Annotated in this window: 15 protein-coding genes; 10 read left to right on the top strand and 5 right to left on the bottom strand. The window is 75.7% G+C overall.

What is annotated here, in order from left to right; genetic code table 11:
- The 6 genes from MY520_RS07640 to MY520_RS07615 all read left to right on the top strand — a co-directional run.
- Window positions 1–196 (top strand): hypothetical protein (locus MY520_RS07640; RefSeq protein WP_436691484.1); only part of this gene is annotated, 196 nt, incomplete at its 5' end.
- A gap of 87 nt (window positions 197–283) precedes the next feature.
- The gene (locus MY520_RS07635; RefSeq protein WP_436691483.1) at window positions 284–1,384 is read left to right on the top strand and encodes a hypothetical protein; all 1,101 of its coding nucleotides are present in this window, start codon (window positions 284–286) and stop codon (window positions 1,382–1,384) included.
- Window positions 1,385–1,469: 85 nt separating this feature from the next.
- Window positions 1,470–2,009 (top strand): GNAT family N-acetyltransferase, encoded by a 540-nt coding sequence (locus tag MY520_RS07630; protein ID WP_436691482.1) that lies wholly within the window; start codon window positions 1,470–1,472, stop codon window positions 2,007–2,009.
- Between the two features lie 39 nt (window positions 2,010–2,048).
- On the top strand, window positions 2,049–3,110 hold the full coding sequence (locus MY520_RS07625; protein WP_436691481.1) for a winged helix DNA-binding domain-containing protein: 1,062 nt from the start codon (window positions 2,049–2,051) through the stop codon (window positions 3,108–3,110).
- 48 nt (window positions 3,111–3,158) lie between these two features.
- Entirely contained in the window at window positions 3,159–4,130 is a 972-nt protein-coding gene (locus MY520_RS07620) for an aldo/keto reductase (RefSeq protein WP_436691480.1), read from the top strand.
- A 79-nt stretch (window positions 4,131–4,209) separates the two neighbouring features.
- Entirely contained in the window at window positions 4,210–5,766 is a 1,557-nt protein-coding gene (locus MY520_RS07615) for an FUSC family protein (protein WP_436691479.1), read from the top strand.
- 6 nt (window positions 5,767–5,772) lie between these two features.
- Here MY520_RS07615 and MY520_RS07610 read toward each other — a convergent pair whose 3' ends face one another.
- From MY520_RS07610 to MY520_RS07595, 4 genes are all read right to left on the bottom strand, one after another.
- Window positions 5,773–6,726, bottom strand: coding sequence for an ABC transporter substrate-binding protein (locus tag MY520_RS07610; protein WP_436691478.1), 954 nt, complete (start codon window positions 6,724–6,726; stop codon window positions 5,773–5,775).
- 92 nt (window positions 6,727–6,818) lie between these two features.
- On the bottom strand, window positions 6,819–7,265 hold the full coding sequence (locus tag MY520_RS07605; protein WP_436691477.1) for a nitroreductase family deazaflavin-dependent oxidoreductase: 447 nt from the start codon (window positions 7,263–7,265) through the stop codon (window positions 6,819–6,821).
- A gap of 10 nt (window positions 7,266–7,275) precedes the next feature.
- Window positions 7,276–8,529: a glutathionylspermidine synthase family protein gene (locus MY520_RS07600; protein ID WP_436691476.1), complete on the bottom strand. Its 1,254-nt coding sequence runs from the start codon at window positions 8,527–8,529 to the stop codon at window positions 7,276–7,278.
- 3 nt (window positions 8,530–8,532) lie between these two features.
- Window positions 8,533–8,925: a hypothetical protein gene (locus MY520_RS07595; protein ID WP_436691475.1), complete on the bottom strand. Its 393-nt coding sequence runs from the start codon at window positions 8,923–8,925 to the stop codon at window positions 8,533–8,535.
- A 141-nt stretch (window positions 8,926–9,066) separates the two neighbouring features.
- On the opposite strand from MY520_RS07595, the gene MY520_RS07590 reads away from it, so the two are divergent.
- Genes MY520_RS07590 through ypfJ form a run of 3 tightly spaced genes read left to right on the top strand, consistent with a single transcriptional unit; the run spans window position 9,067 to window position 11,510 of the window.
- A complete protein-coding gene (locus tag MY520_RS07590) occupies window positions 9,067–9,939 on the top strand; it encodes a formate/nitrite transporter family protein (RefSeq protein WP_436691474.1) in 873 nt (290 codons plus the stop codon).
- A 3-nt stretch (window positions 9,940–9,942) separates the two neighbouring features.
- Window positions 9,943–10,593 carry an SIMPL domain-containing protein gene (locus tag MY520_RS07585; RefSeq protein ID WP_436691473.1) on the top strand — a complete coding sequence of 217 codons (651 nt, stop codon included), beginning with the start codon at window positions 9,943–9,945 and terminating at the stop codon, window positions 10,591–10,593.
- On the top strand, window positions 10,590–11,510 hold the full coding sequence (gene ypfJ / locus MY520_RS07580; RefSeq protein WP_436691472.1) for a KPN_02809 family neutral zinc metallopeptidase: 921 nt from the start codon (window positions 10,590–10,592) through the stop codon (window positions 11,508–11,510). Before MY520_RS07585 ends, ypfJ begins: the two co-directional genes overlap by 4 nt.
- A gap of 150 nt (window positions 11,511–11,660) precedes the next feature.
- Here the strand turns inward: ypfJ and MY520_RS07575 are convergent, their stop codons facing one another.
- The gene (locus MY520_RS07575; RefSeq protein WP_436691471.1) at window positions 11,661–12,506 is read right to left on the bottom strand and encodes a siderophore-interacting protein; all 846 of its coding nucleotides are present in this window, start codon (window positions 12,504–12,506) and stop codon (window positions 11,661–11,663) included.
- Between the two features lie 341 nt (window positions 12,507–12,847).
- Here MY520_RS07575 and MY520_RS07570 point away from each other — a divergent pair, with 341 nt between their 5' ends.
- Window positions 12,848–13,705, top strand: coding sequence for a hypothetical protein (locus tag MY520_RS07570; RefSeq protein ID WP_436691470.1), 858 nt, complete (start codon window positions 12,848–12,850; stop codon window positions 13,703–13,705).
- The last annotated feature ends 2 nt before the right edge of the window (window positions 13,706–13,707 follow it).

Raw genomic sequence — 13,707 nt, 5'->3', positions numbered from 1 at the left:
CCTCCCCGGCCCCCCGCCGGCCGTCCCGGCGCCCGCCGGGTCCGCCGGCACGTCCGCGCCGGGTCCCGACGCCGGCAGCGCCACGCTGCCCGCCGACCCCACCGACGCCGTCCTCGGCGCGGCCGGCACGCGCTCCGCCGCCGCCCGCGACGCGGTCGGCGACGTCGCCGCCGACCCCTCCTTCTCCCCCGACTGAGTGCGCCCGGCCGGCTCGCGCAGCCGGCACGGCACTTCACCGGTCCCGTCCGGGACCGGTCCACTCGGAACCGGAGAAGGAACAGCCATGAACAGATGGGTTCAGCGCGGCCTGCGCACGGCCCTGCTCACCGGGGGCCTGCTGGCCGCCGGGGCGGGTGTCGCCGCAGCCGACGAGAACGACCTGACCGCCGGCATGCTCGGGGCCACCGCCACCGTCCCCGTGCACGACGGCACCGTCCTCCCCACGCCGGTGGTCACCGGCACCGGCGAGGACCTGACCGTGGGCTCCGGCGCCGGGAACGGCGTCGAGCTCCCGGTCGACACGCACACCGCAGCGGGGACGACCGTCCTCGGCGAGGAGGGCGTCAGCGTCCCGGTGTGGGTCACCGAGGCCGACGACGCCCCGCCGGACCCGGCGGACGGCCTCACGGTCACCGTCCCGGTGAACACCTCCGGCGGCGGGACGGCCGGGACGACGGTGACCCTGCCGATCGTCACCGGGGACCTCGGCGAGGTCCTGGACGGCGACCCGCTGACCGGCGGCACCGTCGACGTCGACCTGACCGACCCGGTCGGCACCGGGCCGGGCGGGGGCCTCCTGCTCGACCTCGAGGACACCGTGACCATCGGCGGCACCGGCGGCACGCCCTCGCCGGGCACCGTCGTGCAGCTGCCGGTCGCCCTCGACGAGGGTCGGCCGACCACGGTGACCCTGCCGCTGCCCGGCGGTACCGGCGGCAGCAGCCCGGGCTCCGGCTCCGGAGGCACCGACGGCGCTTCCGGCATCGGCTCCGGAGGCAGCGACGCCGGTGCCGGCTCCGGCGACACCGGTGCCTCCAGCGGCGGCACCGGCCTGAGCGGCACCGGTGCTCCTCCCGCCGGCGGCCTCGACGGCGACTGTGCCGGCCCGGGTGCCTCGTCCGGGGCCACCCGCGTGCCCGGTGGCGACACCCACCCGGCGACCGGCGGCGGCCGGACCGGTACCGCCCGGTCCGGTGCCGACCCGGCCGGCGGTACGGGCCCCGGTGACGCGTGCGGGACGGGCACCCCGCAGGCGGTCGTGACCCGGCCGACGTCGTCGACGGCGTCCACCGGGCCGGTGGCGGCCGCGGCCGGCGTCCTGGCGGTGGCCGCCGGGCTGCTGCTGGCCGCCGGCCGCGGCCGGCTCTGGTGGGACCGGGCGTAGCACCCTCCCGGCGGCCCGGGCGCTCGGCGTCGAGCGTCCGGGCCGCCGGCGTGCACGCCGCCGGACCCGGCGGCAGGGTGGCCGTGTGCCCCCGCAGCCGACGGTCCGGCTCGTCCCCTTCCAGCCCGAGCACCTGGTCGCCGTCCTGCCCTGGTTCGACGCCCCCGAGGTGCAGCACCGGCTCGGCGGCCGCGAGTGGCCGGAGCGGGAGCTGGCCCTCCGCACGGCGGCGCGCGACGAGGAGTTCCGCGGGCGGCGCGTGCTGCGCGCGCACTCCTTCGTCGTCCTGGACGACACCGACCGGGTGGTCGCGCAGATCGGCGGCGACGTCTACGACCGGTGGACCACCTGGGACGCGGAGCGGGAGCGGGTGCTGGACGAGGACGCGCGCCGCACGATGGGCGCGGCCTACGTCGTCGACCCCGCCCTGACCGGCCAGGGGTACGGCCGGGCGGCCCTGACCGCGCTGGTCGAGGCCCCCGAGACCGCCGACGTCGAGCAGTTCGTGCTCGGCATCGAGCCGGACAACGCCGCCAGCCTGCGCGCCGCGGCCGCCGCCGGGTTCCGCCCGCTGACCACCGAGCCCGACGCCGAGGGCATGGTCTACGTGCACCTGCTGCGCTGACGGCACCGATCGTCGTATCCCGATGACAGGCTCCCGGTCGTGGACCCGGAGACCGACCTCGCGCTGCTCCGGCTGGTGGCCCAGCGGCTGGCCGGCCCGCCGCTGCCGACGCCGGGCGCCGTCGTCCGCCGGCTGACCTGCGTGCAGGGCCAGGACCTCCCGGGCGCGCTGACCTCGGTGGCCCTGCGGACGGCGGAGCGCTCCCGGGCCGCGGTGGAGGCCGCGCTGGACGCAGGCGACGTCGTCCGCTCCTGGCCGATGCGCGGCACGCTGCACCTGGTGGCCGCCGAGGACCTGCACTGGCTGCTGGAGGCGCTCGGCCCGCGGGTGCTGGCCGGGGCGGCGCAGCGACGGGCGGCGCTGGACCTCACCGACGCCGAGGCGGAGCGGGCCCGGGAGGCGGTCACCTCGGCGCTGGCCGGCGGCGGGCGGATGGGCCGCCGCGAACTGCTCGCCGCGATCGCCGACGGCGGCGTCCCGACCACGGGCCAGCGCGGCTACCACCTGCTCTGGTTCCTCGCCCAGACCGGCACGCTCTGCCTCGGGCCGCTCGACGGCGGGGAGCAGCTGTTCGTGCTGCTCGACGAGTGGGTGCCCAGCCCCCGCCGCCTCGACCGCGAGGAGGCACTGGCCGAGCTGGCGCTGCGGTACTTCACCGGCCACGGCCCGGCCACGATCGCCGACCTCGCGCGCTGGGCGGGGCTGCCGATGGGCGACGTCCGCGCCGGGCTGGCCGCCGTCCGGGACCGGCTGGCCGTCCTCGAGGTCGACGGCCGCGAGCACCTCATGGCACCGGAGACGCCCGACGTGCTGGCCGCCTCGCGAGCCGACGCGCGGCGGCTGCTCCTCCTGCCCGGCTTCGACGAGTTCGTGCTCGGCTACGCCGACCGCAGCTGCGCGGTGCCGCCCGAGTTCGCCGAGCGGATCGTGCCCGGCCGCAACGGTGTCTTCCGGCCGACCGTCGTCGCCGGCGGCCGGGTGGTCGGCACCTGGCGGTGGACCGGCACGGGCGCGCGGCGCCGGCTGGACGCCGCCCCGTTCACCGCCTTCCCCGACGCGGTCGCCGCCGCCCTCCCGCAGGTCGCGGCCGCCCTCCCGTGACCCACCCCCGCGGTGGCCGCGGCCCGGTCGGCGGAGTTGGCTGGGTCCATGGAGTACACGCGTCTGGGCAGCACCGGCCTGCAGGTCTCGCGGATCTGCCTGGGGATGATGAGCTTCGGCGAGCCGGGCCGGGGCATGAGCCCGTGGAGTCTGCCGGAGGACGACAGCCGCCGGCTGATCGAGAAGGCGGTCGCCGCCGGCATCACCTTCTTCGACACCGCGAACGTCTACTCGGCCGGGTCGAGCGAGGAGATCACCGGCCGGGCGATCCGCGACTTCACCGACCGGGAGGACGTCGTCCTCGCGACCAAGGTGCACGGGCGGATGCGCCCCGGCCCGAACGGCGGCGGGCTGTCGCGGAAGGCCATCCTGCGCGAGCTGGAGGACAGCCTGCGCCGGCTGGGCACCGACTACGTGGACCTGTACCAGATCCACCGCTGGGACCCGCACACGCCGATCGAGGAGACGCTCGAGGCGCTGGACTCCGCGGTGCGGTCGGGGAAGGCGCGATACCTGGGTGCGTCGTCCATGTGGGCCTGGCAGTTCAGCAAGGCGCTGTACCTCGCCGGCGAGCACGGCTGGCACCGCTTCGTGTCGATGCAGGACCACTACAACCTGCTCAACCGCGAGGAGGAGCGGGAGATGCACCCGCTCTGCGCCGACCAGGGCATCGGCGTCATCCCGTGGAGTCCGCTGGCCCGGGGCCGGCTCACCCGCGACTGGGGCGAGGTCACCAACCGGTCCGAGCAGGACGACTTCGGCCGGCGGCTGTACGACGAGAGCAGTGACCGGGCGATCGTCGACCGGGTCGCCGAGGTGGCCGCCGCGCGCGAGGTCCCGCGGGCGCAGGTGGCGCTGGCGTGGGTGCTGGCCAAGCCGGTGGTCACCGCGCCGATCGTCGGCGTCACCAAGGACGCCCACCTCGACGACGCGGTCGCCGCCGTCGACCTGCAGCTCACCGAGGAGGAGGTCGCCCGGCTGGAGGAGCCCTACACACCGCACGGCGTCGCCGGGTTCTAGAAGGACCCCGTCCTCCCCACCTTTCGCCAGCTCAGGGCGGGGCCCGGGACGGGGCCACAAGACAGGCGACGATGGAGGTGTGTCCGCCCCCGGTTCCCGCGTGCGGCGGGTGCGCCCCCACCTGCTCGGTCCACCGCTGCCCGCGCTGTCCGCGCTGTGGCAGACCGGAGGCCGGCGGGGGGTCACCGCCGCCGTCGCCATGACGTTGCCGCTCGCCCTCGGGGCGGCGGCGGGCCGGACCGACCTGGGGTCCGCGGCGGCGCTGGCCGCGTTCACCGCCGTCTACGGGCACGCGCTGCCCTACCGGCGGCGGGCGGGGGTGGTCGCCGCCGTGGCGGTCGCGTGCACCGCGGCGAGCACGCTGGGCGCGCTCGCGGGCGGGCACCCGGTGCTCCTGTCGCTGCTGCTGGGGGCGCTGGCCGCCGTGGCGGCCGCCGCCACGGTGCTGTGGCGGGTCGGCCCACCCGGGTCGCTGGGCCTCGTGCTGGTCGCCGGCGGGTCCAGCGCGCTGGGCACCGGCCCGGCGGACCTGGGCTGGCACGCCCTGGCCGCCGCCGGTGGCGCCGCCCTCGCCTGGGCCGGCTGCATGCTGCCCTGGCTGTGGGACCCGACCGGCCCCGAACGGCGGGCACTGGTCGCGGCGGAGGCCGCGGTCGGGGCGACGGAGCGCGGAGAGCTGCGCACCCAGCGCCCCGGAGCCGTGGCGCGCGCGATCCGCGTGGCCGACGCCGCCGTCCGGGGCGGCAGCCGGCGAGGCGACGACGGATCGCTGCGCGCCCGGCTCGACGACGTGGAACAGCGGTTCATGCGGGCGCTGCCGGCGGCGGAGGGCGGCTCCCCCGTCCCGGCTCCGGACACCGCGCCCGGCGCCTCCCACTGGTGGCACACCCCGTGGGCGGCCACCGGCCTGCGGATCGGGATCGGCGCCGCCGCGGCCGGGCTCACCGCCACCGCGCTGGGACTGCACAGCCCCTACTGGGCGGCGACCACCGCGGTCGGGGTGCAGCTGGGCACCGACGCGCGGGCCACCCGGACGCGCGCTCTGCACCGGGCGACCGGCACGGTCCTCGGCGTGCTCCTCGCCGGGCTGCTCATCTGGCTGGACCTGCCCGTGGCCGTGGAGATCGCGCTCGTCGCGCTCCTCCAGCTGGGCGTCGAGCTGCTCATCGCGCACCAGTACGTGCTCGCCGTCTCGCTGATCACGCCCCTGGTGCTGATGCTCGTGCACATCGGCGTGCCCGGCCGCTCCGGTGCCGACCTGATCGGCGAGCGGCTGGCCGAGACGGCCGTCGGCGTCGCGCTCGCCGTGGCGGTCGGGCTGTCGCTCCTCCCCCGGGCGGGCAGCCGGCGGCTGCCCGGTGCGGTCCGCGCCACGGCCGACGCCGCGCTGGCCGCGGCCGGGGCACCGGCGGGGTCCCGGGCCGACGCGCGACTGCACGACAGCCTCGTCCAGCTCAACGAGGTGGCCACCGCCGCCCGGGCGGAGCTGCTGCCCACCTCGTCGGTGACCGCGTGGACCACCCGGTCGCGCTGGGTCGCCGACCTCGGCTGGGGCCTGCTCGCCGCGCGGGCCCGCGGCGACGAGGAGCTGGCCGGCTCGCTGGCCCGGCGGATCACCGACGAGCTGGCGGGCTGACCGGGCTCAGCTCTGCAGCCGGCCGGCGAACTGCTCGAGGTCGTCGAGCACCAGCGAGGCGCCGAGCGGGCCGATCGCGAGGAACCAGCGGTCGTCGTCCACCTCGAAGGCCCGCCCCTGCTCGACGGCGGACAGCCCCTGCCACAGGCCGCCGCCGGTGATCTGCGCGGCCGCGGTCTGACCGTCCTGGCCGTAGGCGGCGGAGAAGACCAGATCGCCGTCGGCCTGCCCGATCTCCTCGGGGCCGACCTCGACGAAGGTCTCCGCGGTCCGCTGGACCGCCGGCCGGGCGAAGCCGACGTCGGCCAGCATCGCGCCGATGAAGGAGCCCTCGCCGTAGAGCCGCACCGCGGAGCCGTCGAGGAAGCGCACGATGCTCACCTCGGTCGCCGCCGGGTCGCCGAACAGGGCGCCGACCTCCGCCGCCCGCTCCTCGTGCGCGGCGAGCAGCTCCTCGGCCTCCTCGGTCCGCCCGAGGGCCTCGCCGGCCAGGCGCAGGTTCTCCTGCCAGGTCTCCCCGACCGCCTCGGCGAACACCGTGGGCGCGAGCGCCGACAGCTGCTCGTAGACGTCGGTGTGCCGGACCGCGTTGGACAGGATGAGGTCGGGCTCCAGCGCCGCGATCGCCTCCAGGTCCGGCTCGGCGATGGTGCCGACGTTCGCGATCCGGGTGGGGTCGGTGCCGGCGTCCTCGATGTAGGCCGGCAGCGCGTCGCTGACGTCGGTGCGGACCGACCCGACCGGCGTCACGCCGAGGGCCAGGACCGCGTCCAGCTCGCCGGTGTCCAGGACGACGACCCGCTCCGGGGTCCCCTCGATCTCCGTCGTCCCCAGCGCGTGCTCGACGGTGCGGGTCTCCGCCGTGGCCTGCGGCTCCGCCGTCCCGCCGTCCTCCGCGCCGCAGCCGGCGAGCACCAGGCCCGCCGTCACCGCGGCCGCCGCCCGGCGGTACCGCCCCATCCCCTGCACAGTCGTCCTCCCGGTCCGCCGGCCCCTCCGGCACCCGGGAGAACTTAGGGCAGCCTTCCCAACTCACTCCCACCCGGGGGCGGTCAGGGGCGCCGCTCGACGACGAAGACGGGGATCTCCCGGTCGGTCCTCCGGGCGTACTGCTCGTACGCCGGGTAGACCTCGACCGCCCGCTGCCACCACTGCTCGCGCTCCTCGCCGGCGACCTCGCGGGCCACGCCGTCCCACGGCTCGGGGCCGTCCTGCACGGTCACCTGGTCCGGGAACGCGCGCACGTTGGCCACCCACGCCGGGTCCTTGGGCGCTCCCCCGACCGAGGCCACCATCGCGTACGCACCGTCGTGCTCGACCCGCATCAGCCCGTTCTTGCGGACCTTCCCCGACTTCGCCCCGCGGGTCCAGAAGACGGCGATGGGGATGCCGGTGTCGCGCAGCGTGTTGGCCTCGCGCCCGCCGGTCGCCTCGTAGCGCTCGACCTGCTCCCGGACCCAGCCCTGCGTGCTCGGTTCGTACTCACCCTCCAGCGGCATGGCCGCGACCCTAGGCCGGACGCCGGCGCCCGGCCTCCGGAGCGGCGAAGTCGATGGTGTGCGGGACGAACCAGCTCAGGTTGTCGGTGATCAGCCCGTCGCTCTCCCGGATGCCCAGCCCGGCCGGCTCGCCGTCGACCACCCAGGCGCCGAGCACCGGGTGGTGCGGGCCGTCGACGCCGGGGAAGTCCGGCAGCGGCGCGAACTCCTGGACGACGAAGCCCTCGGTGCCGTACCGGCCGGGCTGCTCGGTGACCACGGCGCCGTCCCGGACGATCGCCACGTTCGCGCCCTCCCGGCCCCACAGCGGCTTGCGGACGTACTCCCGCCAGGACGACGGCAGCTCGTCGGCGAAGTAGGCCGGCAGCAGCAGGTCGCGGAGCGCGGCGTCACCGCCGAACAGCTGCCAGAGCACCGGCAGCAGCGCCTTGGTGCTCCACAGCATCTTGTAGGCCGGCTCCACCCAGGTGGTGCCGCCGGGCCGGGCGGCGTCGGCGAGGACGGCGGCTCCGAACTCGTCCTCGATCAGCCACTCCCAGGGGTAGAGCTTGAAGGCGACGTCGAGGTGGCGGCCCTGCGGGTCGTAGAAGCGGCCGTCGCCGTCGTCGAGCGCGATGTCCTCGACGACCAGCTCGATCGCCTCGTACCCCGCCTGCACGACGGTGTCCATGAGGTAGGCGACGGTCATCCGGTCCTCACCGGAGTGCTCCTCCGACGTCCAGGCCAGGTGCACCCGCGGCCGGACGCCGGTCCGCCGCTCCCACCGGAGCAGGTTGCGCTGCCACGCGGCGACCAGCCGCTCGTGCAGCGCGTTCCACTGGTCGGTCCCCTGGCCGGTGAACAGGTGCCAGTTCCACTGCGTGACGGCGGACTCGACCAGGCCGGTCGGGGTGTCGGCGTTGAACTCCAGCAGCTTCGGCGGGCCCTGGCCGTCGTAGCGCAGGTCGAAGCGGCCGTAGACGCTGGGCGGCTCGACCTCCCAGGTGCGGCGGATCTCCGGGCGGGCGATCGGCGGGATGCCCATGCGGTCGAACAGGTCGTGCTCGATCACGTGGTCGCCGGCGGCCTCGCACATGCCGAACAGCTGGGCGACCCAGCCCTCCAGCCGCTCGATCTCGGCCATCGTGAAGTCGTAGAACGGGCCCTCGCGCCAGTAGCTGCGCTCCTCGCCGCCGGGCGTCGTCGTCCGGTTGTAGACCAGGCCCTGCGCCTCGATCTCGGCCTCCCACCCGGGCCGGACGACGCCGCCCTCGACCCTCCTCACGGCTCAGCCGCCGGCGGTGCCGACGCGGCCGCCCGTGCCCGAGCCGATGCCCCCGGTGACCCGCGTGCCGCCGGTCACCTTGCCGGTGGAGGGCAGGCCGGCCCGCTGCCGCGCCGCGCTGTCGGTGGGGTTGATCCGGGTGCCGCCGCTGGGCAGCACGGTGCCCAGCGGCAGGCCGGGCCGGAAGCCGCCGAGGTAGAGGAAGAACAGCCCGCCGCCGCGGTAGCCGTCGTCGCAGAAGTCGTCGTCGACGATCTCGCCGTCCTCGTCGGTGCAGTAAGCGACCTGCTCGTCCTGCTCGTCGTCGTCCGCACCGCAGCCGGCGAGGAACCCGGTGGCCGCGGTCGCCAGCACCGTCGTGGTGAGTGCGCTGCGGACGCGGTTGGAGACGGCCATGTGCTCTCCCGGCTCGTTGGGGTGTCCGACGACCCTAGATCGCCGCCCCCGCCCGGGGGTCGCACGACGTCGTCGGAGCGCCGGACGCAGTGCGAGCCACTACCGTTCGATCCCCCAGCCCACGCCCCCGTGGAGGTGCCGATGACCGCACGGCAACCGGCAGAGATGGCCCAGGTGGCCAGCGAGACCGGGGCGAAGAAGATCCACCGGACGTGGGACCGCGTCCTGGTCAGCGCGTTCCTCGGCGGCGCCTACATCGCCTTCGGTGCCCTGGTCGCGATCACCGTCTCCTCCGGCCTGGACGCCGGCCAGTGGGGCACCCTGCCGACCCTCTTCATGGGTGCGGCCTTCACCCTCGGGCTGGTCCTGGTGCTGATCGCCGGCTCGGACCTGGCCACCGGCAACATGCTGCTGGTGCCGCTGGGCGCCATGCAGGGCCGGATCGGCCTCGGCGACGTCGCCAAGAACCTCACCCTGGTGCTGCTCGGCAACCTGCTGGGTGCGGTGTTCGTCGCCTACTTCCTCGCCGTGTCCACCGGCGTCATCGGCGACCCGGACAGCGCCGGCAACGCCGCGCTGACCTTCGAGCGGCTGGCCGAGATCGCCGAGGGCAAGGCGACCGGGCACACCGCCTGGGAGACGTTCCTCCGCGGCGTCGGCTGCAACTGGCTGGTCTGCCTGGCCGTCTGGATGTCGCTGTCGGCCAGCAGCGTCTCGGGCAAGATCCTGGCGGTCTTCTTCCCGGTCATGGCCTTCGTCGCGATGGGCTTCGACCACGTGGTGGCCAACATGTTCTTCCTCCCGGCCGCGGTCTTCGCCGGCGTCCCCGGTGTCGGGTGGGGCGACACGGTGGTCAACTGGCTGCTCGCCGGGGCAGGCAACCTGGTCGGCGCCGTCGTCTTCGTCGGCACCTCGTACTGGTATCTCTTCCTCCGCGACGAGCCGGCCGAGCAGCCGAGCAAGGAGGCCCCGAGCGGGACGCGGGACGGCGGGGAGGCGCCCGAGCGGGCCTGAGCGATGAGCGTTCCGCAGGTCGCCGTGCGCGGCGAGGCCCGGCTGGTGGTCGACCCCGAGATCGCCGCGGTCGTCGTGACCGTCACCGCCCGGGCCCGGGACCGGCAGACCGCGCTGGAGCGGTGCCGCGCCGGCCAGGCCGCGGTCACCGCCGTGCTCGACGCGGCCGGTGCGGCGGTGGAGGCGGTGGAGACCGCCGGGCTGGCGGTCTACCCGTACCGGCGGGACGGCGGCCGCGACGACTCCGTGGCCTCGCTGACCACCTCCGTGACGGTGGCGCGGCTCGACGCGGTCGGCGAGCTCGTCGTCGCGCTGGGCCGGCTGCCCGACGTCGCCGTCTCCGGCCCGGACTGGCGGCTGCGCCCCGGCAGCGCGGTGGTGGAGCGGGCCCGGCTGGCCGCCGTCCAGGACGCCGTGCACCGGGCCCGGCAGTACGCCGCGGCCGTGGGTGCGCGCCTGACCGCCCTGCTGGAGATCAGTGACGTCGGGCTGTCCGGCTCGTCGCCCCGATTCGCGGCACCCCTCGCCGCGATGGCACGGTTCGGCTCGGAGGAGCTCCGGCTCGACCTCGCGCCGGCACCCCAGGAGGTGCTGGGGGCGGTCGAGGTCCGGTTCGCCATGTCCGAACCCGACCAGGAGGTCTTCGGAGGATGAGGTACCGCGAGGGCGCCGATCTCGACACGTCGGGCGTGCAGGACCGCCGGGGCGGCGGCGGCCGGCTCGGTGGCGGCCGCGGGCTGGCCGTCGGTGGCGGCGGGCTGGGCCTGGTCGGTGTCGTCGTCCTGGTGCTGTTCCAGCTGCTGGGCGGCGGGGACGGCGGCACCGGCGCGGCCCTCGGCGGGCTGGCCGGGCTGGGGCAGGACGAGACGGTCGACAACGCCCAGCTCGACCAGAGCTGCCGGTCCGGCGCCGACGCCAACGAGTCGGTCGACTGCGCCGTCGTCGCCGACATCGAGTCGATCCAGGACTACTGGGGTCAGGTGCTCGGCAGCCGCTACCAGCCGACCACCACCGTGTTCTTCAACGGCTCCACGCAGACCAGCTGCGGCGGCGCGACGAGCGGCTCCGGGCCCTTCTACTGCCCGGGCGACCAGCTCGTCTACATCGACCTGTCCTTCTTCGACCAGCTGCAGTCGCAGTTCGGCGCACAGGGCGGGCTCTTCGTCAACGCCTACGTGATCGCCCACGAGTACGCCCACCACGTGCAGAACCTGCTCGGCACCAACCAGCAGGTCACCCCCGGCATCACCGGTCCGCTGAGCGGCACCGTACGGCTCGAGCTGCAGGCCGACTGCTACGCCGGCGCCTGGGCCAACCACGCCGAGACAGTGCCGGACGACTCCGGCGCGCCGCTCATCGAGGAGATCACCGCGGACGACATCGCCCGCGCTCTCGACGCGGCCGCGCGCATCGGCGACGACTTCATCCAGGAGAACCTGGGCGGCGGCACGGTCGACCAGGACGCCTTCAGCCACGGCAGCTCCGAGCAGCGGCAGCGCTGGTTCAGCACCGGCTACGAGACCGGCGACCCGGCGCAGTGCGACACCTTCGCCACCGACGACCTCGGCTGAGGGGCGGCCACTCCGCGCGCAACACGGACCGTCCAGGGGCAGAAATGGCCGTTTCTGCCCCTGGACGTCACCCGACGGTGCTGATCGGTCGGGTTCCGGACCCGGTCCGCTCCTCGCTCGCCGGCGCTCGCTGCGATGCTCCCGAGCCCGTCACCCGACGGTGATCGACTGCTCCTCGGCCTCCACCGAGGCGTTCCACTCCCGCTTCTCGGACTGCCAGCGGTCCTCGGTGCGTCCGAGGCGCCAGTAGCCGGAGATCGACAGCAGCTCGCGCGGCACGTCCCGCTCGGCCCGCAGGAACCGGCGGATCTCCCGGACCGCGCCGGCCTCCCCGTGCACGAAGACCTGCACCGACCCGTCCGGCAGGTCGGCGGCGCAGACCGCGGCGACCAGCGCCGCGCCCGGGGCACCGCCGGCTCGGTGCACCCACTCCACCTGCACCTCGGGTGAGGTCGGCAGGGGCTGCTCGTCGGCGGCCTCGGCCACCTCGACGAACACCCGCGCGCGGGCACCGTCGGGCAGCCGCTCGAGGGAGGCGGCGATGGCCGGCAGCGCCGTCTCGTCACCGACCAGCAGGTGCCAGTCGACGTCCGGACCCGGGGTGTAGGCGCCACCGGGGCCCATCAACTGGACGGCGTCCCCCGGCCGGGCGGCCAGCGCCCACGGCCCGGCGATCCCCTCGTCGCCGTGCACGACGAAGTCGAGGGTCAGCTCGCCGGCGGCGGCGTCCCAGGCACGGACGGTGTAGGTGCGGGTGGACGGCCACAGCTCCGGCGGGTGCTCGCCGCGCACCTGCTCCACGTCGAACGGTGCCGCGTAGGGCGCACCGGGCGGCGGCATCAGGAGCTTGACGTAGGAGTCGGCGTGCTGGGGGGCGAAGCCGGCCAGCCCCTCCCCGCCCAGGACGATCCGCACCAGGTGCGGGGTCGGGCGGGAGGTGCGCAGCACCGTGGCCAGCCGGGGGGTGCGCGGGCGACGCGGGGCCTGGTCGGCCATGGCGGGTCTCCTCGGAACAGATAGGAAAGGCTCACCTTACTTGATGACGACGACGGACCGGCGCCCGTTTCGGATACGCCACCCCCGGGTATCGGCATGTCTGCAAGCACGGCGCCAACGGAGACGCCGGTCGCGGCGCGCCGCAGCGTCGCACCCGCCGCGTTCCGCCCACGCCGTCCCCGCGCGGCCGACCTCTTCCCGCGCCCCGTCCTCCCTCCCGGGCGGGACGGGGAGTCGGCATACGCGCAGGTGGACCGGCGACGGTCGTCGACGCGGCATGTGTCAAAGATCAGCTCTCCGGGTAGCGCCTGCTCCGACAACGATCCACGCCAGGAGGACCGATGACTCACTCCATCGACACCCCGTTCCCGCCCCCGCCGGCCACCCCCGGCTCGGGCGCGACCGCCGGTACGACGACCACCGGTACGACCACCACCGGGACGACGACCGGCTCGAGCTCCGCCTCCACCACCGACGTCGCCAAGGACGAGGCCCGCAACGTGGGCCAGACCGCCGCGCAGGCCGGCAGCCAGGTCGCCTCGACCGCCGCCGACCAGGCCAAGCAGGTCGCCCAGGAGACGAAGGCGCAGGCCCAGGACCTCGTCCAGCAGGGCCGCACCCAGCTCCGCCAGCAGGCGGTCACGTCACAGCGCAAGGCCGCCTCCGGCCTGCAGGACATCGCCACGCAGCTGCGCTCCATGGTCGAGGGCAACGCCCCGGCCTCCGGCCCCGCCCGCGACCTCGTGGAGCAGGGCACGGCCAAGGTCGAGGAGTTCGCCTCCTGGCTGCAGAACCGTGAGCCGGCCGACCTGCTCGACGAGATCCGCTCCTTCGCCCGCCGCAAGCCGGGCACGTTCCTGCTGGGCGCCGCCCTCGCGGGCGTCGTCGCCGGCCGGCTGACCAGCGGGGTCAAGGCCGCGCACAGCGACACCGGCCCGTCGGGCACGACCGGGCAGCACTACGCGCCGGCCACCTACACGCAGACCAACTACGTCGACCCGACGCCGGCCTACTCCGGCTACACCGAGACGACGACCGGCTACGGCGAGACGGCCGGGTACACCGGCACCACCACCACCGGCACCACCCCGGTCCCGCCGCCCCCGTACGGCACCGTGCCGCCCGAGGGCGCCGCAGTCCCCCCGACCACCCCGGCCGGCTGGGACGACCCCACCCGCACGCCGGGCCGGGGGGTCTGACC

This window comes from Geodermatophilus sp. CPCC 205506 (assembly GCF_051383635.1).
In the GTDB taxonomy this organism is placed as follows: Bacteria; Actinomycetota; Actinomycetes; order Mycobacteriales; family Geodermatophilaceae; genus Geodermatophilus.
Note: the sequence above shows the minus strand (reverse complement) of the source record. Positions and strands in the feature narration are given on the sequence as shown.

Coding starts and splice junctions, on each gene's coding strand:
- MY520_RS07635 (WP_436691483.1), top strand. CDS start 284: ATGAACAGATGGGTTCAGCGCGGCCTGCGCACGGCCCTGCTCACCGGG.
- MY520_RS07620 (WP_436691480.1), top strand. CDS start 3,159: ATGGAGTACACGCGTCTGGGCAGCACCGGCCTGCAGGTCTCGCGGATC.
- MY520_RS07610 (WP_436691478.1), bottom strand. CDS start 6,726: ATGGGGCGGTACCGCCGGGCGGCGGCCGCGGTGACGGCGGGCCTGGTG.
- MY520_RS07605 (WP_436691477.1), bottom strand. CDS start 7,265: ATGCCGCTGGAGGGTGAGTACGAACCGAGCACGCAGGGCTGGGTCCGG.
- MY520_RS07595 (WP_436691475.1), bottom strand. CDS start 8,925: ATGGCCGTCTCCAACCGCGTCCGCAGCGCACTCACCACGACGGTGCTG.
- MY520_RS07590 (WP_436691474.1), top strand. CDS start 9,067: ATGACCGCACGGCAACCGGCAGAGATGGCCCAGGTGGCCAGCGAGACC.
- MY520_RS07585 (WP_436691473.1), top strand. CDS start 9,943: ATGAGCGTTCCGCAGGTCGCCGTGCGCGGCGAGGCCCGGCTGGTGGTC.
- ypfJ (WP_436691472.1), top strand. CDS start 10,590: ATGAGGTACCGCGAGGGCGCCGATCTCGACACGTCGGGCGTGCAGGAC.
- MY520_RS07575 (WP_436691471.1), bottom strand. CDS start 12,506: ATGGCCGACCAGGCCCCGCGTCGCCCGCGCACCCCCCGGCTGGCCACG.
- MY520_RS07570 (WP_436691470.1), top strand. CDS start 12,848: ATGACTCACTCCATCGACACCCCGTTCCCGCCCCCGCCGGCCACCCCC.